The organism is Corynebacterium afermentans subsp. afermentans (assembly GCF_030408355.1).
Classification (GTDB): Bacteria; Actinomycetota; Actinomycetes; order Mycobacteriales; family Mycobacteriaceae; genus Corynebacterium; species Corynebacterium afermentans.
Window position 1 is genome coordinate 1,099,466 of record NZ_CP046606.1, and the last position, 26,515, is coordinate 1,125,980.

The following is a 26,515-nucleotide window of genomic DNA, read 5'->3' on the forward strand; positions in this document are numbered from 1 at the left end:
GTTGTGGGTGGGGCATGGGTTATGCAGATCCCTTCTTGGTGAGGTTTTCGAGGCTGAACTGGGCAGCACCACCGAGGTAGGCGCCGCGGGTGTCACGCGCTGTCGGGGCAGGCGCGCCGTCAGCGGGTCTGCCGGTTGGTTGATCGGTTGGCAGGTCAGTGCCGGTAGGTCGTGTGGAGGTGTCTTTGCGCACGGCGGCCATCATGTTCTTCACCGCGGTATACGACACAGCACGCCTGGCGCCGTCGGTGGACACCAACCGCCTGCAGGCTTCTTCGAGGATTGGCTTGTTGGTGTGTTTGCCCATGTTGAGCACGTTGCGGCACGCTTGGTACGCCTGGGCAGGGATCGCTTTGGCTTCGATGAGCTCAGCAATCACCTGGCGGGTGGCCGGCCCGATCTTGGCGGCTTCGCGCAGGAAGTACTCGCTTGTCCATAACCCACGGGTGTCACCTATATTCGCCGGGATGTGGTCGGTGTCGGTGACATACACCCCGCGGGCACGTGCGAGTTGGTGGGTGGCCACACGTTGCCCTGCGTTGAAGACGGCGAGGCTGTCACCGGTGATACGCACGTCCACGGTGCGGCCCACCAGCTGGTTGGGCACCGAGTAATGCGCGTTGTGCACTCTGCTGTGGAAATTGGGCGCGACTTTGGCGCGTTTCCATTCGGTGCGCTGCCACGGTGTTTCAGGCAGCGCGGTGAGCACGTCGCGTTTGAACTGATCGAACAATGCGCGTCTGCTCGTCGCATTGCCGCGAAACGGTTCGGCAGCGTTGATCCCATCGACCAGGACGGTGATTTTTGCGTTGAGCTCGTCTATTCCGGCGCACTGGTGTCCATCGAGTGCGTGGATGACGTGCTGGGTGACAATCTTGACTGCAGCTTCAACGCTGGCCTTATCCTTGGCGTTTCGCCCGAGCCGGCAACGCGGCGGTGTTGTAGTGCTCCAAAAACTCCTCGTAGGTGGAGTTGACCCGGCGATTCCTGTCCGCGGCACTGATCGCATTCGAAGCCGTTGAGGCATTATCGGGCACGATGACCTCGGCAACCCCGCCGAAGTACTCGAACGCGCGGATATGAGCTGCAAGCCACGCGTCCTGGCGCTCATCCGCGCACGCGCAGGCGAACACCATGCCCGAATACGGCAGCGAGGCGACAAAGATGCTGACCTTCGAGCCTTGTCCGCCGGTGGGGTCAAACAACCGCATCGTCGTGCCTGCCCGGTCCACCTGCATCGTATGGCCCGGGGCATGGGTGATCCTGGCGGTCAGCCCGGCTGCATCAACGTGTTGAGCCACAAGTTGGCGAAACCGCTCGTAGCTGTAGTACCGCTGGCCTGTGCCCGCAGGCTGTGCGGTGTAGCGGCCCCACAGCACCTGCAGGGTCACCTTGTTGCGCCCGGTGCGCGCTTTGGCGACAGCGTCGAAATCGATCGGGACGAAATCCCCCTGAGCATGGCTGCGCCCGTCGACGAACCAGTCCGCCAGCTCATGATCCACAACCCCACGAAGTTGCTCACGGGTTGTGATGTTGTGTTCCACCAGCGCATCACGAGCCTTTTGCACCGTGGTGTGCGAGCACCGCGAACTCGAACAGCTTTGGCGGACAGACCAGCCTTTCAGCACTTGATCCATTACCGCCCGGTAGTCAGTCACAATCAGACTCCTCTGGTAACGCCGCGTGCCCTGAAGTCACGCGGTCACCAGAATCCTCCCCCGGACTGTTACTGGATGCTCACCAATGCGTTACTCGATACTCACCACGGTGTTACTAGATACGACCGCACAACAGCTGCCACCGCAGCACTCGTGGAATGAGAGGTTGCCCTGTTGGTGATGAAAAGCGAGGCAGCGCGCGCGACGGTGCCTCGTGAAAATCCAGTGGGTCTCAGATGAGCCTCGAAATTGAAACTAGTTCACTATCCAGCATCACGAGCGAGCTGCCGAATGGGGCTTTTGTGCAGTTGCGAGGACCGAGTCCGCAGCAAGAACCGCTTCAATAATGTGTTTTTGTGTGAGTAGGCTAAATGTACACAAAATCCGCGAACTGTTGCACCGTTTTAACGGATCCTTGTTGACACTGGTGTAGGTGGCAGAAAAATTTTAGTGCACTGCTCATCTGCTTCGACGGCTTAAACGCGAACCAAATTTGGAGCAGACACTTGGGTGGTCCTGCTTGGTAGTCTTTACTAAAAATGCCCAAGGACTCAAGTGGAAATTCAACCCTGAGACGGATTTGTTTATTGAACAACGACGATATTGAGGACGCAGCTGTCGCTTACATCAAGCATATCGTGCGGCAGAATCAGACCCTCGAAGCAGATTTGCAAACAAATGACAAAACTCCTTTAGTCGACGGAGAGTTTCGTCATTACCTACCCGACAAATCGAAAAAGGTAGACAATTTTAAATGGGCGGTACGAGCCCAAGTTAAGGGGCATGAACTGAAACAGAAAGAACGGTTCGCAAACCGGGCAAAGTTCAAGATGAAGAAGAAGTATTTGCGAGCGTTCGAAGGTTATAATGGTGTGATTTTCGTCGTTGTGCACATGAAAAACGAAGAGTGCAGGGCATATTTTCGGATATACGGTCCGTTTGATATTCAAGAAGAACTAAAAAGAATGGGTGGGAGAAAATCCATGCAGGTAGTCATGGATCCTTTTCCTACAGATCACATAGCCCAAAACCGAATTCTCTCTCTAGCAAGTAAAAAATGTCAACGGTTCGATATCGTCCTTACTGACGAGATGGTAGCGTCAGCAACCGGTTTGGAGATTAATACCGTAGACCCAATCGATTTTTCGAAACCAGGAATGGTCGGTATAGGCACCAGCACGCCATCGCACATCCAGATTGAGTTAGACGACGGAAACAAGATTCCAGTTCCAGGCGTGGTTGAATACTGGCCGGAGGATTACCTTCCACAAGAAATGGCAGTGTCCCTTAAAACCGGGGACATTGTTGTCACCGATGCGCACCGCCACTTTATAAATAACGAGCTATTGGAAATCGCGATTACACCGACGCTCCGCGTTGAAGTGACTAAGGGAAAACGAACGGGCAATGTACGGCTAAGTTTCGAATCTAGCTTCAAAGAAACGCTGACTAACCTCGAGTTCTTAAGCAACTGGGTCCAAACCGGTGTCGTTGAAATTGGTGGGAAGAAGGTTTCGAGCAGTCTGAACTCAAAGTCACTCGAAGGACTGACTGGAACTTTAGAGTTTGCGCGAAAGGCCAACCAGTTTTTTCGTAAATTGGAAGTAGATACTTCGTTAATGTCTGCTCAAGACGTGCTAGAGCCGTCTGTACTGCTCAGGCACCTGATCGAGCATTTCGTGGACTCTCAAAATTTGCAAATGTCTTACGCTCCGCCTCAACAATTTGTTGTTGAGGTGGGGGAGAAACAATTAAGGCTTATCGCCCATGACACCGATGAACGCGGGCAATTGAAGGTTTGTGGAATTAACGATTTGGGGCCTGGGCAGCTCTGGTGGATACCTAGCGACGGATCTGAAGACTATCTGCGAGTATCGGTATTCGAAATCCTCGACGTGGAAGCCATCGGCAAAACTTTGAACTTGGGGCTTTCCGACATTCAAGATAAGTACCTTACGTATGTAGACGAATGCAACAGATCGTCATGGGCGAACGATACGGTGCTCAAATTGATCGAAGCTGCCGATTTCTATGCGGATAGACGAATGGAATTCCTTGAGGCTGCGCTTGAGCTATCCGAATTGGTGGCTAGCGATCCTGGCATGAAAGACATTGCACAGATCAATAAGTGGCAGATCCAAGCGAGGCTTAATGAACTCGGGGACGTTGACTATAAGAAAATTAGAGAGTTTCGCGAAATGCTGCCGTCCGATGGGCAATTCTCGTCAGCTTTGAAGGCTGGTGCATCTGTACTTTTGGGCCAATCAGGAGAAGTGGATTTCTGGCTTTCCCGTACTGAAGATGGGGATAGATCTCGATTCAAAGAGACCCCCATCTACCGGTTCCACACCAACCGATCTGACGTGATCGCGGATCGTAAGCGAGGCTCGGAACCGGACAAGTGGGAGGAATATCGGCAGCGTTGTATGTTGAGATCTACTCTCTAACGGTAAACGACTTCTATTCCGCGTCAGGAGACTGGGAGAGACGGAGCTTCGTAAGTGGGAGCGGGCCGAAGTCGACCCCGTGAAGTTCATGGGTAAAGAGGATGAACTGCCATCGGGGTGGAAATTACAGACGATTTAACTCCGAGCGTAATTCGTCAGAAGAGTCCCAGAAGTGCAGTTGCGACTGGACCGAGAATGGCTGTGGCACTGCCGGCGTCACCGAGCACTGAAAGCCCCTTTCGAAGCGCGGTTGGAAGATTGTTTGTTCGAGTGCCGCCTTCGGTTTCTTGGTCGATGATCTCGGCGACTTGACCGTGTCCGCTTTCGCGCAGGGCGTCGATGAGGTGTTGGATCTGAGCGGTGCTGACGTTGATCGTTACGCTGTGCTCATTGTTGATTCCAACCTGTCCGCCGTGGACATCACCATGGACATTTACAGCGGTGTTCTGTTGTCCCCGGTTAATTCCGTAGTCCGCTACAGATGTTCCAGAGAAAACCAGGTGTTGGCCTGTGCCGGTGAGTCGCCCGTAGAAGAGGTCTTGATTCCAGCCCGTTTTGCATGTTAGAAGTTCGAGGCTTTCAAGCATCTTCGCTGAACGGTGTAGGTCTTCGTTCGAGAAGCCGGACTCGGTCGATAGATGTTGAAAACTGGTTGGACTCATGGGGTTTTCATCCACCCAGCGGAGCAGCCAGTCTGCTACTTCGAATCTGTTTGTTGTCATTTTTCCTCTATTTCGTTGGCATCCAGGTTGACCTGCATAGCCACGTTCCGCATCGGTCGTCGCGGCCACGCCGCCTCACGCCCCGGGGTTCGACTTCCGCTTGAGGTCTTCCCACGACTCAGACGCTCGAATATCGGACTCGTAGGCAATGACGTAGCCCCACTTCTGGCCGACGAAGTCCTCTTCGCCAAGCAGTTCCCGGACGAGCACCCGAGCCGCGGCTCGTTTCGCTTGTACCGTTTCGTCATCTCGCCCCTTGTCGGACTTGCCCTCGATAATCCACATCGTGCCGTCGGAGTCCTGGGCGACGAAGTCGGGGTAGTAGGTGTCGCGGGTGGTGTACATGATCGACGCACCGTCAGTTGAGTAGAGGCGCTTCCACCACACGATGTCCGAGGTGTAGTTCAACAGCAGCGCGAGGAGATACTCTCCGCCCCACGAGTCGAAGCTCGCTGCGGGGAACAGTCCGCGGTTCCAGCCGTCGTAGAACTCGCGAGGCTTGAACTTCGCCTGCTGGTCTTTAGAGAGTTGCTGGAGCACCTCTTTGCCAAACGGCAAGGTCACGACCTCGTCAATTGGCAGTTCGACCGGAACGATGGTCGTTTCGGTTTGCAGGCTGCTGGCGTGCTGTTGTGCCTTGTCGTTTACAAGTGCGACGAGCTCGTCTACTGCGGACTGCTTCGCCTTCTCCGTCCAGTGGTCGATACCGGCGTTCGCCATGAAGGTCGGAAGGACGTATTGCGCCAGTGTGATCGCGTTCTTTTTGTCCTGGGTGACGACCCCAAGACCGAATACGCGGCGGGTAAGTTCGCCGATGACATCGTCTTCCGCTACGGGTGCCGATTCGACTTCCGCGTCGGTGGTACGTTTCGTGTCGAGTTTCGACCTTCGCACCACGATTTCTTCGCGCGTGAGTGCTTCTTTCGAGTCGGCGACGCGGCGGGCTGCCCGGATAATGTCCTCCTCGTGGATGTGGGTGAGAAGGAACGGCGTGGTTGATTTCGCCATGACCGCGGACGGAAACAGGAAGGTCTTTCCTGCGAAGTGTTCGTTGACCCTGATTTCCGTTGCCGGGATGTAGTCGGCGCGCTGCATGGTCTCGTTGTCACCGACTCGTCGGAATGAGACACCTCCGGCGTTGCCACCAGTGACCTGGGTAGTTTCGCCGGCCTTGGTGCCGATGTCGCTCGCGCCGTCCGTCGCTTCGGCTGTCGGAGTGTCAGGCCACGCGGTTGAGCCTGAGCCCGAACTCGTTTCAGCCTCGGATGAAAGACCGTTCGGGTTTGGCTGTACCTGCCCTTCGCCCTGGCGGAAGCTTTCTTCAACGTCCATGCCGGAGATAGCGCCCTGGGCGGCATCTCCGAGACCGAAGGAACGGAGCACGTCCTCGTCCTTGAGGAGAGACTTGAACGACTTGTGGCTCAAGATGTCCAACTGGTCCAGCTCAGCCACACCAGTGCGGGCACCAAAAGGCAGACGCAGGCCGCGGCCCATGGTCTGCTGGGTGAGAATGTCCGACGACATAGCGCGCAGCGCACACATCACCGCGACTCGTTTGGTGTCCCAGCCTTCTTTGAGACGGTCAACGGAAACAATGGCTCGCACCGTCGAGGCAGGGCTATCGAGCTCGTCTAATCGGCTCAGCGTGACCGCGTCATTGTGTTTGTTGTCGAACTGGAGCACCGCGTCAGGATCGCCGAAATAGCCTGGCCCCTGGAGGATCTTGGTGACTTCTCCGGCATGCGCGACGCTTTCGCAAACGACGAACAGCAGAGGCTTCGTCCGCTTTTTCTCGCCTGCTTCTCCGGGGAAGTTCGCTTGGCCGTACGCCTCGTAGGCCGCCTCTTTGTTCCGCAACAGTGAGACCGCGTCGAGCAGTTGCCTTTCCTCAGCTGAGTCCTTGGGGTAGCCGTTCTCGCGGTAGACCAGCATCGGCGACTTCACGTAGCCGTCTTCAATCGCGCTATACAGCGGGTAGTGGAAGATGACGTGGTCCGTATCGGATGCCGAAGCGGTAAGCCCAATCGTGGCAGCGGGACGGAGATCCTTCAGCGCCTGGTTAAACGCCTTAGCCGAGGTGCCAAACAGGTGAGACTCGTCCGCGATAACCACGAGGTCATCGAGGTTGACCAGGTAATCGTAGAGCGAGCCGGACTCTTCCTGGTGGTCGCGAATCTTTCGGCGCATGCCCTCTTCGGTGCCAGCGCGAGCATTGACTTTCTTCGGCTCGATAAGTTGCGACACGTTAAAGACGTAGACCATCGGACCGTCTGCGGCATTGCGGAAAAGCTCAGACTGGCCGGAACGCCACGCGCCGTAATTGCCAGGCGAAACCACCTGGGGAGCAGAGGAGAAGCCGTCAACGTAGCGACGCGACCCCTGGGTGAAGTTTTGGACAGTCTTGTTTTCCAATACCGTCGAGGGTGGGACGACCACCATGACGTTTTTCACCCCGAAGCGCGAGAGGTACTCAATGAGCGCGGCCATGAGGTAGGTCTTGCCCGCACCTGTGGCCATGTGCATGACCATCGGCTCTAGCGGGTTAAAGTCGCCCGTGAGGTGGTAGATGAGCTTGCGCAGCGCACGCTTATTGGGATCTCGTAGCTGGAACTCTGTCGCAATGCTGTCGATGAGTCCTTGGTCAAGTGCGATTGGAAGTGCCATGTCTACTTGCCCTCCTGCGTTGCCGAGTAGGTGAAGATGTCGTTCGGAATGTGGACAATCTGGCACGGCTTGCCCGTTGTCCTCGCGAACTGCCTGATTCCCGGTTCGAGCTCCGTTGCGGCGAGCGTGACACCTTCGCCGTCGTCGAGATGTGCGAGAAGCTCTTCGGTCTTGTCTCTATCGAGTCGGCCTTCGACTACTTTGATGAACATCGAGCCTCGTTTGCCGTCGAAATGGCGGTTGTCCGGGGTGAGCGAGAAGTTGAGGTTCGCTGCGACAGAGTTGGCGAGCGCCGCACCGGTTGCCGCTTCGGTAAGCGTGACGAGACCCAATTCGGGGACGTAGTCGAAACACTGCGGTGCAAGGTGGGCGACTGCAAAACCGCCGCCTCCGCGCCAGTTGACGACGCCTTTCTGGTTCTTGGTCTTCGTCGCAGTCTTGAGCGCTTTGACTACCGCTTCGGTTTTCAATTCGGCGTTCGCTGCGAGCACCTTATTGAGAGCGCTGTTGAACTTCTGGGCGTCTTCCGGTGAGAGCCCCTCGGGCAGACCTTCCTCGGTCGCGTCAACGCGCTCTTGCTTCTGGATGCTGATTCCGCCCTGGTCTTCGTTATTGATGACCTTCTCAAGGCGGGGGCGAGTAAAGCGCGTGAAAGTGTCTTCGACTAATTCGCAAGTAACCCAGCGACGTCCCATTTTATGGGCTACCGCGGCGGTTGTTCCCGAACCGGCGAACACATCGATGACGACGTCTCCAGGGTTCGTGGCGATGTGGATGATGCGCTCTAGCAGGCGTTCGGGTTTGGGGGTGGAGAACGCCGAAGTTCCCGGGAAGAGAGCTCGAATTTCCTTGGCCGCAGTGTCCGTGTGACCCACGTCTTCGTAGGGGAGCAGGCTGACTGGGACTTTGCCCGGCTTCTCATCGAGGTAGGACTTGTAACGGAAGCGCCCTTCACCGCCCTGGGTGAGCCAGAAACGGGGCCAGTTCCCTTGCGTGTAACGCTTCTTGCCATCCTGAAGGGCTCGACCCACATCGCCAGTTAATACGATGGCTTTGACGCCCCTCCGGACCTCATCAACCTCAATTCCGCAAAGTTGGGCTCTTGTTTCTTCATCTCCAATGTCTACCAGAGCATATTGAGTTGAGTAGTGCTTCATCTCCTCCAGTACGTCTTCTTGACCTTGTGCCCAGTGACGTCCGCGCGTCGGGTACAACAGTTCCCCGTTAATTGGGTGCTGGATAGCGTAAACCATTCCCTGGTGGGTGCTGGCGCCGGAAGCGGTTGCATCGGAGTTTGCCCATACCCCTCGGTGGTCCCCATCGGGATTTGAGTATCTAGAGTCCATGTCGGCAGTTCGTGGGAGCCGATTAGGAATGAACGCCGAAGACTTCCGGTAGACCAAAATCACATCTGTCACACTCGGGATACCCTTTGAATCATTACGAGGAGAGTATGTCTTCTCCCAGGTCATCTCCGTGACGAAGTTCCCGCTGCCGAATACCTCATCCATAAGAACTCTCATCCGGTGGTTCTCAACGTCGTCCAGGTGAACCCAGATCGAACCGTCATCGCTAAGAAGCTTGCGTAGGTGAACCAGGCGGTCACGCATCATGGTGAGCCATACGGAATGTTCGAGGTTGTCCTCGTAGTTAGCGAAGGTTTGCGCGGTGTTAAAAGGAGGGTCGATGTAAATGCACTTCACCTTGCCGAGGTACTTCTCGCGTAACTCCGGCACGCGAGTGAGGGCTTCAAGCACGTCGCCGGACTCACCGAGGATCAGCAAATTGTCCTCAGTCGGGGCTAGATCTGCCCGCTCCGAGTATTGCGTGTCCTCGTCCTTTGGCGATTGCTCGCCCGTGACTACTTCGTCAACAACGAGTGCCCGAGTCTCGCAGTACCGCGGGTCTTTCGGGTCAACCCACTCGTATGCGTAGCGTCCTTCTTCACTGGGAATGAGCGCCTTTTCCTTGTTGTACCAGGTCAATTCAAGTAGTTGCTTCGCTCCGGCCACCGTTTCGCTGCCTCGTTTCGTCTGTCGGGGCTGTCCAATAATTCGCACTTTATGGTAGCCGGGGCAGCGACAGGCACGGAAGAAAATACGTCCAGAGACGAACATATTCTTGGATCGCGAGTGTGGTGGGCGCGTCACCGATCGAAACGGTGTACCGGATTATTTCGACTAAGCGGTCCAAGACGACTCGTCGCCCCGTTAAATTTGAGCGAGAGCTCCGGAAAAAGTTTCCGAAACCCTCGAGAAAAGCGTGCCCCAGGTGAGACTCGAACTCACACTGGACGGGTTTTGAATCCGTTGCCTCTGCCAATTGGGCTACTGGGGCATCGCCGGAAAGTATAAAGCAGCGTCGCCCCTGAGCGTGAATCGCCCTGTGGGACAAGCCCACAGGCAGCGAAATCAGAACGGAAGCTGGCCGCGGACCTGATTAAGTGCAGACTTTGCGGCCGGCGGCAGCGGCAGAGAGTCCGCGTTGAGAACTGCGAAACCGAGCGCGCCTAGCAGTGCGGCCAGGACGCCGATTGCAACGGCGATAATGCCACCGGTCGAAGAACCCTGGTTGTCCGTTTCGGACGATGCCGAGCTCGAGTCACTCGGAGTCTCATCCGGCACCGGATCGCACTCGGCGTCGCGTTTAGCCGGGGTCCCGTCCTTGGTCAGCAAGATCTCCTGCACGTCGTTGTACACGCGGCGCTCGACCTTGACTAGCTCGTAGTCAGAGTCGAGGACCGGGAACAGGTACACCGGCGAGGTGGTCAGCTTCGCCGCGATGTCGTTGGAGCACTTCAGCGGCTCGAGATCCATCTGCAGGTGTCCGTAGTGCTTGCCACCGTCCTTGAGCTGGCGGACGCCGTTCTCGTCGTCGACCCACATCTCCGGTTCGTTCGCCTGGGCCATCCACTCGCGGTAGGTGTTGAAGTTGATTGGGGAGTAGGTGCCGTCCTCGTTCTTCACCCGGTAGTCGCCACGCAGGCCGTCGGCTGCAACGCCGACGTCGAAGTTATGGAAGCCTACGCCGTCACCGTTGTCGTCGATGAAAGAACGCTCGAACATCTCGTCGTGGCCCGAGATCACGGTAGCTACGCCGTACTTTTCAAACAGCGGGGTGTACACGCGCATCGGCGTGCCCGGCTGTGCATCCGGGTTGGCGGATGCCGTAGCGGTGCCGTGCACTCCGGAGGAGTATGGGGTGTGGTGGAACTGGACGATGATGAACTGCCCCTTTGCGCGGGCATCAGCTAGCTGCTTTTCCACCCACTTCCATTGCTCCGAGCCCTCGCCGAAGTCGGGCTGGCTGGTGGCCCCAGCTTTGTGCATCCCGTCCAACGTGAACGACGTGTTTGTGTCCGTGCCCCAATCGCCCTTGGTATCGAAGAACTCATTATCAGTGCCCGGGATCGCCTTTTCCTTCTCTACGGCTGCGTTCTCGTCAGGCAGGCCATTGGTGGAATCCAGGGTGAGGACGGTCACCGGACCGTGGTCCACCCGGTAGTACGAATCCTGATGGTCTGGGTTGTCGGATCCGAAGGTGTCGAAGTAGGTCATGTACGCATTGCGACCCTTCGCGGCACCCCATGCGACGCCGTCTTCGTCCTGGTAGGAACCGTTGGATGCGCCGAACGTCTCCCAGTTGCCCAGGGCTGTCAGCATTGGGGTGGAGCCCGCGATATCGCCGTGCTCGCCGGCGACATAGCCGAAGTATTCGTCCCAGCCCGGTTGGTAGCCGCCGCCCTGGCCGAGGTCACCCGCCACAAGGAGCAGGTCCGGGTTTTGCTTCGTAATCTCCCGGATGTTGTGCTTCATCGCTTCGTCCTGGGTGAGCGGGTAACGCGGCTCGAGGACCTCCTGGCGCTTGTTGCTGCCGAACTTCTCAAACCACTTCGAGCCTTCGCTCGGGCGGTCCAGGGAGCCCTCGGCGAACGTGCGGTTGCGCTCCCACTCGCGTGCGCCGTTCTTTTTGGGGCGGCCCGCAGGTTCGGTCTCGGTGTCCGAGAACGCCACGATGCGGATGTTGCCCCAGTCGTCGGCGGTGGGGGCGGTGGTGAAGGAATTCGTTTTCGCTTCACCGTCGAGTGTCGCGGTGTACTTGTACGTCGTTGCGGGCTTCAGGCCAGAGAACGTCACCGAGTACTTGTAGTTGTTGTTGGACTTCAGCCAGGACCCCTGCTCCAGGCCATCGATCTCTTGGGCGCGCTCGCCCTCGGTGTAACGCAGGTTATCTTGCAGCTTGCCTTTGACGGTCTCTTTTGCAAGCTCCTTGCCGGATTCCTCGAGAGTCACTGTCGCGTCGGTGCCCAGTTCGCCGAAGAAGTTCAGAGTCATCTGATTGGCCGCCGGCATTTGCAGATAGGGCAGCACGCGGAACCCCGGCTGCGGTTCCTTCGGGTGTTCATTGATGTCCAGGTAGGTGAAGTTCGGGGCCTCTGCGGCGGTAGCGCCGGGTGTAGCAACCGGAGCGAGAAGCGCCGCGGCCGCGATGACGGTGGCAGGAATGCGGTGGCGGAACATGAAAGGATCCTTTCCTTAACAATGGCTGGGAAACTTCATTGAATCTCAGGGACGTGAACTGCAGGTGATTTCCATGGGAAAAGTAGGTGAACCACGGCCACCTAGATGGTTGCGGAGGGTGGCAGGTAGCTTTGATTCCGTGAGCGATACACCCGAGAACACGAAGCGACTGTTGCTTATCGACGGCCACTCGATGGCCTTCCGCGCCTTTTACGCGCTGCCCGCGGAGAACTTCTCCACCTCAGGTGGCCAGCACACGAATGCGGTCTACGGGTTTCTATCCATGTTCGCCAATATCTTGGCGGACGAGAAGCCGACGCACGCCGCCGTCGCCTTCGATGTGGGCCGTAAGACGTTCCGCACGGAGCGTTTCCCGGAGTACAAGGCGCAGCGCGAGGCCGCGCCGCCGGAGTTCAAGGGCCAGGTGCCGATCATCGAAGACGTGCTGGGCGACCTCGGCATCACCACCTTGAGCAAGGAGAACTTCGAGGCGGACGACATCGTCGCCACGCTGGTGACCCAGGCGCGTGCCGAGGGCGACTTCGAGATCGTGCTGGTCAGCGGCGACCGTGACTACATCCAGCTTGTGGACGGCATCACCACGCTGATGTATCCCACCCGCGGCGTGTCCACCATGACCCGTTTCACCCCGGAGGAGGTGGAGCACAAGTACGGCCTGACGCCTGCGCAGTACCCGGACTTCGCGGCGCTGCGCGGGGATCCGTCGGACAACCTGCCCAGCGTGCCGAAAGTGGGGGAGAAGACCGCCACCAAGTGGATCACGCAGTACGGCAGCCTCGAAGGGCTCATCGAAAACGCCGACGAGCTCAAGGGCGTCGCCGCCAACAACTTCCGTGAGCGCATCGACCAGGTGCGCCTCAACCGCGAGCTCACGCAGATGGTCACCGACGTCGAGCTGCCCGTCGCCCCGAACGATCTGGAGCTCAAGCCGGCGGACGTCACCCAAGTCGCCTCCCGCTTCGACGACCTCGAATTCGGCGTTAATCTCCGCGAGCGCGTCCTCGCCGCCGTTCCTACCGACGGCACCGCGCCCGAGACAGAGACCGTCGAACTTGAAGACGTCACTATCGACGACGAACCGCTGGACACCTGGCTCAGTAGCCGTCAGGACGACGGTCTTGCCGTCTACGTCTCTGGCAATGCCACGCCCGGACAGGGCGATGTGGTGGCGCTGGCGATCGTCGATAAGCAAAGGCACGGTGTGTCCAAGCTCGCCGCAGACTTGAGTGCCGCGGAGGACGCCGCGGTGAAGCAGTGGCTCGAGTCGGACGCGCCGAAGTACATGCACGAGGCGAAGGCCGCCTACCACATGCTGCGCGGCCGCGGCATCGAGCTCGCCGGCATCGCGCACGACACCGCGATTGCCGCGTATCTGCTGCGCCCGGGCCAGCGCACGTATGCATTGGAGGATATTTACCAGCGCCACCTGCAACGCCAGCTCAACGTCGGCTCGGACCAGATGAGCCTGCTCGGCGATACTGCGGACGTGGATGCGGCCGCTGCGATCCTGGAGCTGTCAGCGGAGCTGACGAAGGAGCTGCGCGAGATCGACTCCTACGAGCTCTACGCGGACCTGGAGCTGCCGCTGGTCACCGTGCTTGCGGAAATGGAGCACACCGGCATCGCCGTGGATCTGGACGTGCTGGAAAACCAGCGCAAGGAGCTCACGCTGAAGGTGGAGCAGATTGAACAGGAGGCGCGCCAGCTTGTGGACGAGCCTTCGCTAAACCTGTCTTCGCCGAAGCAGTTGTCCGCAGTGCTCTTTGACAAACTCGAGCTGCCGAAGACGAAGAAAACCAAGACTGGGTACTCGACGGCCGCGGGCGAAATCGAGGCGTTGGCGGAGAAGAACCCGCACCCGTTTTTGGACCACCTGCTGGCGCACCGCGAGCACCAGAAACTCAAGTCCACCATCGAGGGCCTGATTAAAACGGTGCAGCCGGACGAGCGCATCCACACCACGTTCAACCAGACCGTGGCATCCACAGGCCGCTTAAGCTCCGCGGAGCCGAACTTGCAGAACATCCCGGTGCGCACCGAAGCCGGCCGCGTCATCCGCTCCGCGTTCGTGGTGGGCGAGGGCTACGAGTGCCTGCTCACGGCGGACTACTCGCAGATTGAGATGCGCGTGATGGCGCACTTAAGCCAGGACGAGGGGCTGATTGAGGCCTACCGCGCGGGCGAGGACCTGCACAACTTTGTGGGCTCGCGCGTGTTCGACGTGCCCATCGACCAGGTCACCCCGGAGCTGCGCCGCCGCGTCAAAGCGATGTCCTACGGGCTGGTCTACGGACTGTCGGCGTACGGGTTGTCCAACCAGTTGTCTATCTCCGCCGGCGAAGCAAAAGACATTATGGCCAGCTACTTCGAACGCTTCGGCGGCGTGAAGCGCTACCTGGATGAGGTGGTGGAGCAGGCGCGTCGCGACGGCTTCACGTCCACCGTGTTCGGCCGCCGCCGCTACCTGCCGGAGCTGAACAGCGACAACCGGGTCGCGCGCGAGAACGCAGAGCGCGCCGCCTTGAACGCGCCGATCCAGGGCACGGCCGCGGACATCATCAAGGTGGCCATGCTGCGTGTGGCCGCGGCGTTGGAAGGCAAGAAGTCCCGCGTGTTGCTCCAGGTTCACGACGAGCTTGTTGTCGAGATCGCCCCGGGCGAGCTGGACGAGGTCCGCGAGATCCTCGAGCGGGAGATGGACGGCGCCATCGAGCTGCTCGTCCCGTTGGAGGTCTCCGCTGGTACGGGCGGCAACTGGGACGCGGCCGCGCACTAGGCATTCCGAGGGAGCAACACGAAGGCGGGTAGGAACGCATCGGTTCCTACCCGCCACGCGCACGGCACCCCTCCCACCGCCGTGATCCCCCGTGGAGCCTCCCCCAGCAGCTCCGAGTGTGTATTCAATTGTGGACCTCCCCTTGGGGGAAGGGGCCGCCGGGAGTGGCCGAGACCGGGCTGGGGCTTAGATTTCACCCCTGGCCAGGTCGTCCCCCGAAAGCCAAGCGCGACCTTACCGGCAGGTAAGGAAACGCTCAACGGTTCCACAGGATCTACTCAGTATCGAACGTCCGGTGAACTTGAGCACCTGAATAGTTGGACGGCTGGCCAGCATAAAATAGCGCTCAGTTACGTGGAGTTCACTTCCGCGTAACTGAGCGTTTCGCCCCCGGTTTGTACCCCCGTGGCGCTAAAGCAGGTCGTTGAGTGACCGTCGCCCGTTGTCGTCTTCGGACGACTCGATCTCCTCCTCGAGTGCTTCCTTGAACTCGTCCTCTTCCAGGTTCGATTCGCTGGCGAGATCGTCGACTTCCTTACCGTCCCCGGCCTCGACCGCATCGGCGCGGCGCTCGCCTTCGTCCTTCAACTCACTGCGGTGGCGCAGATAGGTCACCGTCATCACTGCCATCACGAACAAGCCAAGGTAGCCCAGGATCGGATACAAGCTGCTCACCAGCGGCTGGAAGCCGGCGAAGGAAAGGCCGAAGCCGACGATGCAGGCAATGGCGTACACGGGGTAGAAGCGCTCCGGCTTCTTGCGGGTGAGGCGCTTTGCCAACGCGTAGAACATGCCCAGGCAGGTGTTGAAGACCATGAGGAAGATCACCCAGGTCATGATGAAGCCGAGCACCGGATCCACGTTGTCGATCACGGCGAGCAGCGGCATGTCGTTGCCATTGACGGACTCCACTTGGATCAGCAGCGATGCCACCAGGAGGGCCAACATCACCGCGTAAATCACGCCGCCGAGGATGCCGCCGAGACGGGTGCTTTTCGTGTCGAACTCGTCGCCTGCCATCACCAGCGCCATGGATACGCCGCACAGCGCGTTAAGGCCTGTGTGGTTGAGCGCTCCCAGCCACCAGTATGGGGTGCCGTCTGCGCGGGAGACCTCCTGCTGGGCGTAGCTGCCCACCTCACTCCAGCTCACGTCCACCTGGGTGAAGGAGTAGATGCTGCCAATCAGCACGAACACCACAAGTAGTGGGGTGGCCCAGCCGATCACCGAGGAGACCTTGTCCACGTCGAACCGGCCGACAATCAGCATGAGCGCAAGCATTGCCACAGCACCCACCCAGATAGGCCACCCAAACGACTGCCTCAGGTTCGACCCGGCGCCGGCGAACATGACAAACCCGACGGAGAACATGCACGCCACCGCGGACCAGTCCATGATGAAGGCTGCGGGCTTAGAGGTGACGTTGTAGAAGACCTCGTTGTGCTCACGCGCCAGGAAATATGAGCCGAAGGTCATGAACGCTGTCGCAGCGAACAGCATGGTGACACTAGCTAAAATCACGCCGTAGAACCCGTTGGTGCCGTAGGCGACGAAGTACTGTAGCGCCTCCATGCCGGAGGCGAAGCCAGCACCGACAACGATGCCGACAAATGATGCAGCGACTGCGAGGCTGCGTTTCCACATAAAAACTGCTCCAATTGCGTTACTTATGGCAAGTATTGGTGTCTGTTAATGCTAGCGGTCGGGGCAAACCGGAGGGGCGTCGGAAAGCACCTGCGAATTATTTGCTCTAGCTGGGCAAAGTGTCTACACTCGTGCGGGCGTGTCTACGCGTGAGCGCGGTGCCCACCGTAATAGGAGGGTGAGGTGGCCGTTGCGGCGCGAGATCGGCGCACGCGAGCTTACGGCTTCTAGCTGCGGGTTTACGTGGTCGAGAGAGGCGCTCCTGTCCAATCACGATCTCCTATTTTTTTCGGAGCACATAGAACTTATGCGCACTTCCAACGCACCCCAGGTAGCCATCAACGACATCGGTGGCCCTGAGGAATTCCTCGCCGCAGTCGACGAGACCATCAAGTACTTCAACGATGGCGACATCGTCACCGGCACCGTGGTCAAGGTCGACCACGACGAGGTCCTGCTCGACATCGGCTACAAGACCGAGGGCATCATCCTCACCCGCGAGCTTTCCATCAAGCACGACGTCGACCCGGAAGACGTGGTCGAGGTCGGCGATGAGATCGACGCACTTGTCCTGACCAAGGAGGACAAGGAAGGCCGCCTGATGCTGTCCAAGAAGCGCGCTCAGTACGAGCGCGCTTGGGGCACCATCGAGGAGCTGCAGGCCAACGACCAGCCGGTTACCGGTACCGTCATCGAGGTTGTCAAGGGCGGCCTCATCCTCGACATCGGCCTGCGCGGCTTCCTGCCGGCATCGCTGGTGGAGATGCGTCGCGTCCGCGACCTGGATCCGTACATCGGCCAGGAGCTCGAGGCGAAGATCATCGAGCTGGACAAGCACCGCAACAACGTGGTCCTGTCCCGCCGTGCCTACCTGGAGGAGACCCAGTCCGCGGTCCGCTCCGACTTCCTGCACCAGCTGCAGAAGGGCCAGGTCCGCAAGGGCGTCGTGTCCTCCATCGTCAACTTCGGTGCGTTCGTCGATCTCGGCGGCGTCGACGGCCTGGTGCACGTCTCCGAGCTGTCCTGGAAGCACATCGACCACCCGTCCGAGGTTGTCGCAGTGGGCGACGAGGTCACCGTCGAGGTGCTCGACGTCGATCTCGACCGCGAGCGTGTCTCCCTGTCGCTGAAGGCGACCCAGGAGGATCCGTGGCGCGTGTTCGCCCGCACCCACGCTGTGGGCCAGATCGTCCCGGGCAAGGTCACCAAGCTCGTCCCGTTCGGCGCGTTCGTCCGCGTCGAGGAGGGCATTGAGGGCCTCGTCCACATCTCCGAGCTGGCTCAGCGCCACGTGGAGGTCCCGGACCAGGTTGTCAACGTCGGCGAAGAGGTCATGGTCAAGGTCATCGACATCGACCTGGACCGTCGCCGCATCTCCCTGTCCCTCAAGCAGGCTGACGAGGACTACGTCGAAGAGTTCGATCCGTCCCGCTACGGCATGGCCGACTCCTACGACGAGCAGGGCAACTACATCTTCCCGGAGGGCTTCGACCCGGAGACCAACGAGTGGATGGAAGGCTACGACGAGGCTCGTCAGGCATGGGAGGCACGCTACGCCGAGGCAGAGCGTCGCCACCAGGCCCACACCGCTCAGATCGAGCGTCACCGCGCCGCTGCCGCCGAGGCTGCGGAGCAGGAGGGCGAGCAGGCCAACTACTCCTCCGAGTCTGCAGCTGCAGCTCCGGCAGCTGACCAGGCTGAGGAGAACATCGGCTCCCTCGCCTCCGACGAGCAGCTCGCGGCTCTGCGCGACAAGCTCGCCGGCAACTAAGCACTCGCAGGCTCGTGCTTAGGAGAAACTCTTAAGCATCTCGCTTAGCGACGAGCGCTCCGCACACCACCTCGGTGGGCGGGGCGCTTTGCTATGTTCGGCCCCATGGAGAAAGTTGGGCTGACAGGCGGTATCGGCAGCGGTAAATCCACGGTGGCGCGAATGCTTGGCGGCGCCGCCTTTGCCGTGGTTGACGCCGACCAAGTCGCGCGCGACATCATGGAACCCGGCTCACCGGTACTGGAGGAGGTCGCCGCTGCGTTCGGCGCGGACCTCATCGGCGACGACGGTGCACTGGACCGAGGGGAGCTCGCGCGGCGCGCGTTCGCCACCACGGAGGACACGCAGCGCCTCAACGCTATTACGCACCCTGCTATCCGTGCTGAGTCCGAACGTCGCTTCGCTGCCGCCGAGGAAGCGGGGGAGCAGGCCGTCATCTACGACATGCCGCTCCTCGTGGACCTCGGGCTGAATCAGGACATGGATCTCACCGTTGTCGTGGATGTGGACAAGGAGGAGAGGATCCGGAGGCTCGTCGATAAGCGAGGGCTCGACGAGGCCGACGCGAGGGCACGCATGGCGCAGCAGATCGACGATGCGACAAGGCTCGCGGCTGCAGACGTCGTGATCGACAACAACGGCCCGCTTGACACGCTCGAACCGCAGGTGGCTGCGCTTATTAAGAAAATCAAAGATTAGTGAATTGTACTGTCGAATTTAACCGTTGTGACATGTTTCATTTACCTTTCTGTCTTAACTTGCTGTGCATGGGAACGTGGAACACGGGGCCGTTCGACAACGACTCGGCCAATGATGCCGTTAACGCACTGGTTAACGGCACGTTCTGTATGGCCCAGTTCCGCTTCGAATGCGGGCTCGGATCCTTAGGCACGGACGAGGCGGAATCCGTGATCGCGCTCGCCGCCCTCATCAACGGCCACCTGCCGGAGGGGTTCGAGGACACGATCGACTACCCGTTTACCTTGGATGACAAACAGTGGATCCGCCGCCGCGCGCAAGCAGTGTTACGGCCCGGCGGATCCGCGTTGTACTCCATGTGGGAAGAGACCGGCGAGCTGCAGGAGTGGCTGGAGGCTTCCCGCAAGTACGCCGCGTAGGCTCTCGTAAAAGTTAACGAGGTGGGGGTTCACAGCCCGAAAATCGTCCTCTTGTCAACCTTTACGAATCCGGGAGCCATTGCCTATCGACGAGCAATGCCTCGACCGACGCACTTGGCGATACACTGACCGCTATGGCTTTTGCTGCTGAACATCCCGTCCTTGCGCAGTCCGAATTCCGCCCAGTGGGGAAGATTGAGCGGCGCGAAAAACCCTTCGAGGTCGTCTCCGAGTTTGAGCCCTCCGGCGACCAGCCCACGGCGATCGCGCAGCTGGACGAGCGGCTCAACCGCGGCGAGCGCGACGTCGTGCTAATGGGCGCGACCGGTACCGGTAAGTCAGCCACCGCCGCGTGGTTAATTGAGAAGCAGCAGCGACCCACGCTGGTGATGGCACCGAACAAGACGCTGGCGGCGCAGCTGGCCAACGAGCTGCGCCAGCTGCTGCCGAACAACGCGGTGGAGTACTTCGTGTCGTACTACGACTACTACCAACCAGAGGCCTACATCGCGCAGACGGACACCTACATCGAGAAGGATTCGTCTATCAACGACGACGTGGAGCGCCTGCGCCACTCCGCCACTTCCGCGCTGCTGAGCCGGCGCGACGTGGTTGTGGTCTCGTCGGTGTCCTGCATCTACGGCCTCGGCACGCCGCAGTCCTACCTGGACCGCTCCATTGTGCTGCGCGTGGGCGAGGAGGTGGAGCGCGACCGCTTCCTGCGCCTGCTAGTGGACGTGCAGTACGAGCGCAACGACATCGACTTCAAGCGCGGCACCTTCCGCGTCAAGGGCGACACCGTGGACATTATCCCGGCCTACGAAGAGGTGGCGGTGCGCGTGGAGTTCTTCGGTGACGAGGTGGACTCGCTGTACTACATCCACCCCCTCACCGGCGATGTGATCAGCCAGGAAGATGAAGTGCGCATCTTCCCGGCTACGCACTACGTGGCCACGGACGAGCGCATGGAAAAGGCTATCGAGGCCATTAAGGAAGAGCTCGCGGACAGGCTCGAGGAGCTGGAGAACAAGGGCAAGCTGCTCGAGGCGCAGCGCCTGCGCATGCGCACTGAGTACGACCTGGAGATGATCCAGCAGGTCGGGTTCTGCTCCGGCATCGAGAACTACTCGCGGCACATGGACGGCCGCCCGGCAGGGTCCGCGCCGGCGACGTTGATCGACTACTTCCCGGAGGACTTCCTGACCATCATCGACGAGTCCCACGTCACCGTGCCGCAGATCGGCGGCATGTTTGAAGGCGATATGTCGCGAAAGCGCAACCTGGTGGAATTCGGCTTCCGCCTGCCGTCCGCGGTGGACAACCGCCCGCTGACCTTCGACGAGTTCGAGGCCCGCGTGGGGCAGACCGTGTACATGTCCGCCACTCCCGGCGACTACGAGCTCGAGGCCACCCAGGGCGAGTTTGTGGAGCAGGTGATTCGCCCGACCGGCCTGGTGGATCCGAAGGTCACCGTCAAACCCACGAAGGGCCAGATCGACGACCTGATCGACGAGATCCGCACCCGCACCGCCAAGGACGAGCGTGTCCTAGTGACCACCCTGACCAAGCGCATGGCCGAGGACCTCACGGACTACCTGCTGGACAACGGCATCAAGGTGCGTTACCTGCACTCGGACATCGACACCCTGCAGCGCGTGGAGCTGCTGCGCCAGCTGCGCCTGGGCGAGTACGACGTGCTCGTGGGCATCAACCTGCTGCGCGAGGGACTGGACCTGCCAGAGGTCTCCCTGGTTGCGATCCTGGATGCGGACAAGGAGGGCTTCTTGCGCTCGACCAAGTCGCTGATTCAGACGATCGGCCGCGCGGCGCGAAACGTCTCCGGTGAGGTGATCATGTACGCCGACCAGGTCACCGAGTCCATGCAGGAGGCCATCGACGAAACCGAGCGCCGCCGCGAGAAGCAGATCGCCTACAACGAAGAACACGGCATTGACCCGCAGCCGCTGCGCAAGGCGATCGCGGACATTTTGGACCAGGTGTACGAAGATGCGGACGCGGATGCGTCGGCAAGCTTGAGCTCCGATACGGCCGTTGCGGAGCGCGCGGACGTGTCCAACATGGCCTCCGACGAGGTGCAAAAGCTTATCGACGACCTGACGGTCCAAATGCGCGACGCCGCCGGCGAACTCAAATTTGAGCTTGCCGGAAGACTTAGGGACGAGATTGCGGATCTCAAACGAGAGCTGCGTGGTATTAAAGACACAGGCAATTAGCGAAAGGAACCTGCTTTGCACACCTACAAGTCGATCGCTGTCGGCACCGACGGCTCCGCCACCTCCATGGTCGCAGTGCGCGCCGCAGCCAGCCTCGCCCGCGTTTACGGCGCTGAGCTGACCATCATCTGCGCCCACTACACCGCGTCCGGCTCGATGCTGAACTCCACCAACGCGGAATTGTCCCGCGTGGACATCGTCACCGCCACCAACGCGCGCGACATTCTGCGCAAGGCGGACGAGATTGCCAAGGAGGAGCAGGCCGAAAAAATCAACCTTGTGTCCAAGGGAGGACAGCCCGCAAACGTACTGGTGGAGGCCGTCGGCGAGTACGACGTCGACCTGCTCGTGGTGGGCAACAAGGGCATGCGCTCGATGGCCGGCCGCATCTTCGGCAACATCCCCGGCAACGTGGCCAAGAAGGCCCCGGTGGACGTCATGCTCGTGGATACCCGGGCAGAGGGACACGATTAAACCGCCAAGGGGTACACTAACCACGCTAACCGCGTCGCATTTTTGAAAGGTGATTTCACATGGCCGATAACTACAAGACCATCGTCGTCGGCTCCGACGGTTCCAAGTCCTCTCTGCTGGCCGTTGAGCGCGCCGCGAAGATTGCCGCAGCGTTCGGTTCCACCCTCGTCATCGGCACCGCCTACTACGAGAACGAAGAAGAGGCCGCGAAGACGCTGCGCCAGGATTCCGTGACCATTCTGGGCGACGACAAGGCGCTGGAGAACCTCGAGGGCGCAGCTGAGCACGCCCGCGCCGCAGGCGCACCGGACGTGCAGACCGCAACCCGCCCGGGCACCCCGGTGCAGGCCTTGATGGCCATCGTCAACGACAACAAGGCTGACCTGCTCGTGGTGGGCAACCGCGGCATCAACTCCCTGACCGGCCGCCTGCTGGGTTCCGTGCCGGCGGACGTCGCGCGTCAGTCCGACTGCGACGTCATGATCGTTCACACCGTGAACTAGCAGTTATTCGCCGACCACCGTCAGCGTCTGCGTGGCGCGGGTGACGGCGACGTAGAGGTCTTGCCACCCTTGTGGCGAGGCCTCTTTAATTTTGCTCGGCTCCACCACCACGACGTTGTCGAACTCCAGGCCCTTCATCTCGCCTACGTTGTCCGCATCAATGACGGCGGTCAAGCCGTCGCGCTTTTCGACGTCCTCCGGTCTGCCCACAAACTGCACCGGCACACCGGATTCGCGGATCGCCTCCGGGACAGCGGCGTCCGGGTCGATCTCGGCCAAGAGCTCGGCGGCGTAGTCCGCGATCTCCTTCGGCGTGCGGTAGTTCACGGTGAGCTCGTGGAGGCGGAAGCGGTGGCCCACGAAGGGCGCCAGCGCGTTCGTCCAATCGTCCACGCCGGCGGGGGAGGACGTCTGGGCAGTATCTCCCACGAGCGTCATCCACCGCGACGGGCAGCGGCGGAACACCATGCGCCACTCCATAGGGGACAGCTCCTGGGCCTCGTCGACGATGATGTGCCCGTACGCCCACGTCTGATCCGCCCGTGCGCGCTGTGCGGTTGAGCGGGTGTCAGTCTCGCGCTGGCGGCTGGCGAGTGTCTCCGCATCGATGACATCCGCGGCGGAGAGGATCTCGGCCTCGAACTGGTCGTCGTCATTGTCCGTGGATTCAGAGGAGGACAGCACGTCGAGCGCGCCCTCAGCCTCGGCGACGAGCTCGCGCCATTCCTCTTCTTCCTTCCGGCGCTGCTCTTCGGGGTCGACGGTACCGATGAGCACGGCCAGCTCGTCCACGAGCGCGGTGTCCGCGCGGGTAAACGGGGAGTCCGGCGCACGGTACAAAGCGTCGCGGGTGTAGTCGTCGTAGTCGTGCGCTACCTCGGCGATGGCGTCCTTGTCGGTCAGCAGCGCGCCCAGCACCTCGACGGGGTCTAGCTCCGGGAAGTGCGTGTCGATGAGTTGCTCTACCTGGGGGTCGTCCGCGAGGTCGTCGTGAAGCTGGTCCACATCCGCGTCCGAGAGCAAGTTCGCACCGCCGAGCGGGTCCTCGCCGATGCGCTTCGCCAGCGCCTCCGCGAGTAGTTGCGTTAAGCGCTCCGCGAAGTAGGCGCGCGCCTGGTTATGCGGGCGGCGGGAGCGCCGCGCCCGCGTGCGGGCGGCCTTGACCATCTGCGGGGTGGCATCCACCGGCACCGAATCGAAGGTGAGGCGCACCGGCTCCTCCGGCACCGTCTCGTAGGCATGTACAGCTCGCTTCAGGATGGACACCATCTCCTCGGAGCCCTTCACCTCGCGCGCAGCGATGGAGTCCTCGCCGGTGGGGGCAAAACCCGGCACCAGCTGCTCGGCGGTGGCCAGCACCACGCCAGTTTCGCCCAGCTCCGGCAGCACGCGGGAGATGTACTCGAGGAACGTCGGGTTCGGGCCGACCACCAGGACACCAGTGCGGGTGAGCTGCTCGCGCCATGTGTAGAGCAAATACGCGATCCGGTGCAGCGCCACCGCCGTCTTCCCGGTGCCCGGTCCGCCCTGGACCACCATGACGCCGCGGGTGGTGTCGCGGATGATCTCGTCCTGCTCGCGCTGGATCGTTTCCACGATGGAGCGCATGTGGCCAGTGCGGGCCTCGTTCATTGCTCGGCGCAGCGCCGCCTCGGAGCCGACGCCGGCGTTGGAGGTTTCCGCGCCGTCGCCGGAGAGCGCCTCGTCATCAACCGCCGTGACTGTGCGCCCCCGCATGCGGATGTTGCGGCGCGTTTCCACGCCCTCCGGGTTCGCGGTGGTCGCCAGGTAGAACGGGCGCGCGAGGGGAGCGCGCCAGTCCAGCAGGAGGGTGCGGTAATTGTCCTGCCTGTCATCGATGCCCATGCGGCCGATGTAACGCCGCTCCAGATCCGGCCGGCCCGGCACCGGGTTCTCCGGGTCGTCGTCGGCGACGTCGATACGGCCGAAGACTAAGCCGGTCTCGGCCACGTTAAGCGCATCCAGCTTCGCGTTGAGCCCGTGGTACTCCGTTTCGCGGCGCACCAGCGCGTCCGAATCCGGGTTGTCCGGGTCCACGTCGCGCTGTACTTCTTCAAGGCGCGCTTGCGCTCGCGCCACCTCGCCATCCAGGTGCGCGAAAAGCTGATCCACGTACGTCTGTTCTGTTTCCTGCATCCTCACAACAAACGGCCCCGGGACTGGGAATATTCCCAGCCTCAGGGCCGCCAAGTAATTGAAGTAGTTACGGGTCTTAGGCGAACTTCTTCTGCGCCTTCTTCACCAGCTTCTGCGCCTTCTTCTCGGCCTTCTTCGCCTTGCGCTTCCACTTGAGCTTGGTAATCCAGGACGGGTTAGCGTCCAGCTTGTCCCAAGCGTTCTGTAGGGCATCGACCGCGTTCTGCGCCTTGTCCTGGGCCTTGGCGGAAGCCTTGTTCACCTTGCGCTTCGCCTTGAATTTGTCGAGGGCGGACGGCTGCAGGTCGTCCAGCTGGTCCTGCAGGTCGCCGACGACGCTGTTGACTTTGCGCTTCGCCTTGAACTGCTGGATCTTGGACGGCTTGATGTCGCCGTACGCGTCTTCGGCCTTGTCGGTGGCCTTCTCAGCAGCGTCGTCCAGCCAATCGCCCGCGTCGGACAGGAAGCTGGACGCCTGCTTCTTGGCGTCGCCGAGCCAGTCGTTGGCAGCGTCGCCCGCCTTGGATGCCTTCTTCTTCCAGTCGCCCTTGTTATCGTCGACGTAGTCGGTGACCTGGTCGGTCGCGTCGGAGAACCAGTCGGACGCCTTGTCCCACGCCTTCTCGGTCTCAGACTTGGTCGGCAGCGCCTGCTTGACGTTCTTCTGCGCGGCCTCAGCAGCGTGCTGCGCGCGCCACTTCAGGTCCGGCTTGCCGTTGTTGTCCACGGTGGCCAGCAGCACACCGCCAGCAAGCCCAAGGTCTGTCAGGGCACCGGTGCGGAGGCGTGCCTTCTCGTCATCGTCCTCAGCCTCCCAGAATGCGTGGCGGCCCATAACGGTCGGCAGCGCAGTGGCGGCGAGCAGGGTGGCGGACAGGCGCGGGAACTTGCCGATGGCGAAGGACGCGCCAGCGCCAGCCTTGGTAGCGCCGATGATCTGCGCGGCAGTCTCCGGGCTCTTCGGCAGGAAACCGCGGTACTCGCGCGGGGTCAGGGCGCGCAGCTTCTTCAATACGCTGTCCGCGCTGTCCTTGTGGCCAGCCGGGTTCAGCAGGGTCTCGACACCGTCGATCACGTAGACCGAAGCCAGCATCGGGCGTGCGATTTTCCGGATCATACTTTTACCCAATCCTTACTTTTTGTAGCTGAATGTGCTCCCGTCGAGTGTAGCGATTTTGTGCCACCCCGGTAGCGGGTTTTGTCCTTACCAGCGGCGATCCCACCAGTCATCCAGGTGCGGACGCTCTTCGCCGAGCGTGGTGGGTTTACCGTGGCCCGGCCAAACGATGGCCTCGTCCGGGTAGACGTCGAAGACCTTCTCTTTGACGTCGTTGAACAGGCGGACAAAGTCGCCCTCGGACTGGGTTTTGCCCAGCCCGCCTGGAAACAGCGAGTCGCCGACGAACAGGTTGACGGTGCCGTCGATCTCTGCCGCCACGCAGGCGCCGCCCGGGGTGTGACCACGCAGGATGGTCACGGGGAGGCGGTGGCCGGCGAACTCGATCCTGTCGCCGTCGTTGAGCTCCACATCCGCCGGGGCAGGAATTGCCGGGGCGTCCAAAAAAGGCGCGTAGTGGGTCGCGCCAGTGGCCTCGAGCACGTCCTTGAGGGCCCGGGTGTGGTCGTAGTGCCGGTGCGTGGTCAGCACCGCGGTGATCTTCACGCCGGCGTCGTCGGCCATGGCCAGAAGCTCGGGGGCGTGCGAAGCTGCGTCGATAAGCAACCCTTGCCCCTCGCTGCAGAGGAGGTAGCAGTTGTTGTCCATGTCGGAGACAGAAATATGGCGAAGAGAAAGCATGCGGCCAA

Annotated in this window: 18 protein-coding genes and 1 tRNA gene; 8 read left to right on the forward strand and 11 right to left on the reverse strand. The window is 60.7% G+C overall.

Annotated features, from left to right (window positions below):
• Window positions 1–19: 19 nt before the first annotated feature.
• Both CAFEA_RS05265 and CAFEA_RS05270 read right to left on the reverse strand, forming a co-directional pair.
• The gene (locus CAFEA_RS05265) at window positions 20–733 is read right to left on the reverse strand and encodes a Mu transposase domain-containing protein (protein ID WP_253704929.1); all 714 of its coding nucleotides are present in this window, start codon (window positions 731–733) and stop codon (window positions 20–22) included.
• Between the two features lie 166 nt (window positions 734–899).
• Window positions 900–1,658 carry a DDE-type integrase/transposase/recombinase gene (locus CAFEA_RS05270; RefSeq protein WP_253704927.1) on the reverse strand — a complete coding sequence of 253 codons (759 nt, stop codon included), beginning with the start codon at window positions 1,656–1,658 and terminating at the stop codon, window positions 900–902.
• 587 nt (window positions 1,659–2,245) lie between these two features.
• Between CAFEA_RS05270 and CAFEA_RS05275 the strand changes: the two genes are divergently transcribed.
• The gene (locus tag CAFEA_RS05275) at window positions 2,246–4,105 is read left to right on the forward strand and encodes a DUF4365 domain-containing protein (protein WP_063937314.1); all 1,860 of its coding nucleotides are present in this window, start codon (window positions 2,246–2,248) and stop codon (window positions 4,103–4,105) included.
• Window positions 4,106–4,260: 155 nt separating this feature from the next.
• On the opposite strand, the gene CAFEA_RS05280 is transcribed toward CAFEA_RS05275, so the two are convergent.
• The 5 genes from CAFEA_RS05280 to CAFEA_RS05300 all read right to left on the reverse strand — a co-directional run bounded on the left by CAFEA_RS05280 (window position 4,261) and on the right by CAFEA_RS05300 (window position 12,011).
• Complete coding sequence (locus CAFEA_RS05280; protein ID WP_143313320.1) at window positions 4,261–4,896, reverse strand: hypothetical protein; 636 nt, start codon at window positions 4,894–4,896, stop codon at window positions 4,261–4,263.
• A gap of 6 nt (window positions 4,897–4,902) precedes the next feature.
• On the reverse strand, window positions 4,903–7,491 hold the full coding sequence (locus CAFEA_RS05285; RefSeq protein ID WP_063937312.1) for a DEAD/DEAH box helicase: 2,589 nt from the start codon (window positions 7,489–7,491) through the stop codon (window positions 4,903–4,905).
• A 2-nt stretch (window positions 7,492–7,493) separates the two neighbouring features.
• Window positions 7,494–9,503, reverse strand: coding sequence for a site-specific DNA-methyltransferase (locus tag CAFEA_RS05290; RefSeq protein ID WP_063937311.1), 2,010 nt, complete (start codon window positions 9,501–9,503; stop codon window positions 7,494–7,496).
• Between the two features lie 251 nt (window positions 9,504–9,754).
• Window positions 9,755–9,828, reverse strand: a tRNA-Leu gene (locus CAFEA_RS05295).
• 74 nt (window positions 9,829–9,902) lie between these two features.
• Window positions 9,903–12,011, reverse strand: a complete 2,109-nt coding sequence (locus CAFEA_RS05300) for a metallophosphoesterase family protein (RefSeq protein WP_063937310.1) — start codon at window positions 12,009–12,011, stop codon at window positions 9,903–9,905.
• Window positions 12,012–12,204: 193 nt separating this feature from the next.
• Here CAFEA_RS05300 and polA point away from each other — a divergent pair, with 193 nt between their 5' ends.
• Entirely contained in the window at window positions 12,205–14,808 is a 2,604-nt protein-coding gene (gene polA / locus CAFEA_RS05305) for a DNA polymerase I (protein ID WP_063937506.1), read from the forward strand.
• 411 nt (window positions 14,809–15,219) lie between these two features.
• On the opposite strand, the gene CAFEA_RS05310 is transcribed toward polA, so the two are convergent.
• Entirely contained in the window at window positions 15,220–16,452 is a 1,233-nt protein-coding gene (locus CAFEA_RS05310) for a YkvI family membrane protein (protein ID WP_063937309.1), read from the reverse strand.
• Window positions 16,453–16,759: 307 nt separating this feature from the next.
• Between CAFEA_RS05310 and rpsA the strand changes: the two genes are divergently transcribed.
• The 6 genes from rpsA to CAFEA_RS05340 all read left to right on the forward strand — a co-directional run bounded on the left by rpsA (window position 16,760) and on the right by CAFEA_RS05340 (window position 22,552).
• Window positions 16,760–18,223 (forward strand): 30S ribosomal protein S1, encoded by a 1,464-nt coding sequence (gene rpsA / locus CAFEA_RS05315; RefSeq protein WP_034999903.1) that lies wholly within the window; start codon window positions 16,760–16,762, stop codon window positions 18,221–18,223.
• A gap of 105 nt (window positions 18,224–18,328) precedes the next feature.
• Window positions 18,329–18,922 carry a dephospho-CoA kinase gene (gene coaE / locus CAFEA_RS05320; protein ID WP_063937505.1) on the forward strand — a complete coding sequence of 198 codons (594 nt, stop codon included), beginning with the start codon at window positions 18,329–18,331 and terminating at the stop codon, window positions 18,920–18,922.
• A gap of 68 nt (window positions 18,923–18,990) precedes the next feature.
• Window positions 18,991–19,341, forward strand: coding sequence for a DUF4259 domain-containing protein (locus tag CAFEA_RS05325; protein WP_063937308.1), 351 nt, complete (start codon window positions 18,991–18,993; stop codon window positions 19,339–19,341).
• A gap of 134 nt (window positions 19,342–19,475) precedes the next feature.
• Entirely contained in the window at window positions 19,476–21,575 is a 2,100-nt protein-coding gene (gene uvrB / locus CAFEA_RS05330; protein ID WP_063937307.1) for an excinuclease ABC subunit UvrB, read from the forward strand.
• 15 nt (window positions 21,576–21,590) lie between these two features.
• Entirely contained in the window at window positions 21,591–22,049 is a 459-nt protein-coding gene (locus CAFEA_RS05335) for a universal stress protein (RefSeq protein ID WP_063937306.1), read from the forward strand.
• Between the two features lie 59 nt (window positions 22,050–22,108).
• Window positions 22,109–22,552: a universal stress protein gene (locus CAFEA_RS05340; protein WP_034999907.1), complete on the forward strand. Its 444-nt coding sequence runs from the start codon at window positions 22,109–22,111 to the stop codon at window positions 22,550–22,552.
• A gap of 3 nt (window positions 22,553–22,555) precedes the next feature.
• Here CAFEA_RS05340 and CAFEA_RS05345 read toward each other — a convergent pair whose 3' ends face one another.
• The 3 genes from CAFEA_RS05345 to CAFEA_RS05355 all read right to left on the reverse strand — a co-directional run bounded on the left by CAFEA_RS05345 (window position 22,556) and on the right by CAFEA_RS05355 (window position 26,507).
• Complete coding sequence (locus tag CAFEA_RS05345; RefSeq protein ID WP_063937305.1) at window positions 22,556–24,709, reverse strand: HelD family protein; 2,154 nt, start codon at window positions 24,707–24,709, stop codon at window positions 22,556–22,558.
• A gap of 76 nt (window positions 24,710–24,785) precedes the next feature.
• Entirely contained in the window at window positions 24,786–25,826 is a 1,041-nt protein-coding gene (locus tag CAFEA_RS05350) for a DoxX family protein (protein ID WP_063937304.1), read from the reverse strand.
• 87 nt (window positions 25,827–25,913) lie between these two features.
• The gene (locus tag CAFEA_RS05355; protein ID WP_063937303.1) at window positions 25,914–26,507 is read right to left on the reverse strand and encodes an MBL fold metallo-hydrolase; all 594 of its coding nucleotides are present in this window, start codon (window positions 26,505–26,507) and stop codon (window positions 25,914–25,916) included.
• Between the last annotated feature and the right edge of the window lie 8 nt (window positions 26,508–26,515).

Excerpts from the sequence above, each read along its gene's own strand:
- CAFEA_RS05285 (WP_063937312.1), bottom strand. The coding sequence starts at position 7,491 with ATGGCACTTCCAATCGCACTTGACCAAGGACTCATCGACAGCATTGCG.
- CAFEA_RS05300 (WP_063937310.1), bottom strand. The coding sequence starts at position 12,011 with ATGTTCCGCCACCGCATTCCTGCCACCGTCATCGCGGCCGCGGCGCTT.
- polA (WP_063937506.1), top strand. The coding sequence starts at position 12,205 with ATGGCCTTCCGCGCCTTTTACGCGCTGCCCGCGGAGAACTTCTCCACC.
- CAFEA_RS05310 (WP_063937309.1), bottom strand. The coding sequence starts at position 16,452 with ATGTGGAAACGCAGCCTCGCAGTCGCTGCATCATTTGTCGGCATCGTT.
- rpsA (WP_034999903.1), top strand. The coding sequence starts at position 16,760 with ATGCGCACTTCCAACGCACCCCAGGTAGCCATCAACGACATCGGTGGC.
- coaE (WP_063937505.1), top strand. The coding sequence starts at position 18,329 with ATGGAGAAAGTTGGGCTGACAGGCGGTATCGGCAGCGGTAAATCCACG.
- CAFEA_RS05325 (WP_063937308.1), top strand. The coding sequence starts at position 18,991 with ATGGGAACGTGGAACACGGGGCCGTTCGACAACGACTCGGCCAATGAT.
- uvrB (WP_063937307.1), top strand. The coding sequence starts at position 19,476 with ATGGCTTTTGCTGCTGAACATCCCGTCCTTGCGCAGTCCGAATTCCGC.
- CAFEA_RS05340 (WP_034999907.1), top strand. The coding sequence starts at position 22,109 with ATGGCCGATAACTACAAGACCATCGTCGTCGGCTCCGACGGTTCCAAG.
- CAFEA_RS05345 (WP_063937305.1), bottom strand. The coding sequence starts at position 24,709 with ATGCAGGAAACAGAACAGACGTACGTGGATCAGCTTTTCGCGCACCTG.
- CAFEA_RS05350 (WP_063937304.1), bottom strand. The coding sequence starts at position 25,826 with ATGATCCGGAAAATCGCACGCCCGATGCTGGCTTCGGTCTACGTGATC.
- CAFEA_RS05355 (WP_063937303.1), bottom strand. The coding sequence starts at position 26,507 with ATGCTTTCTCTTCGCCATATTTCTGTCTCCGACATGGACAACAACTGC.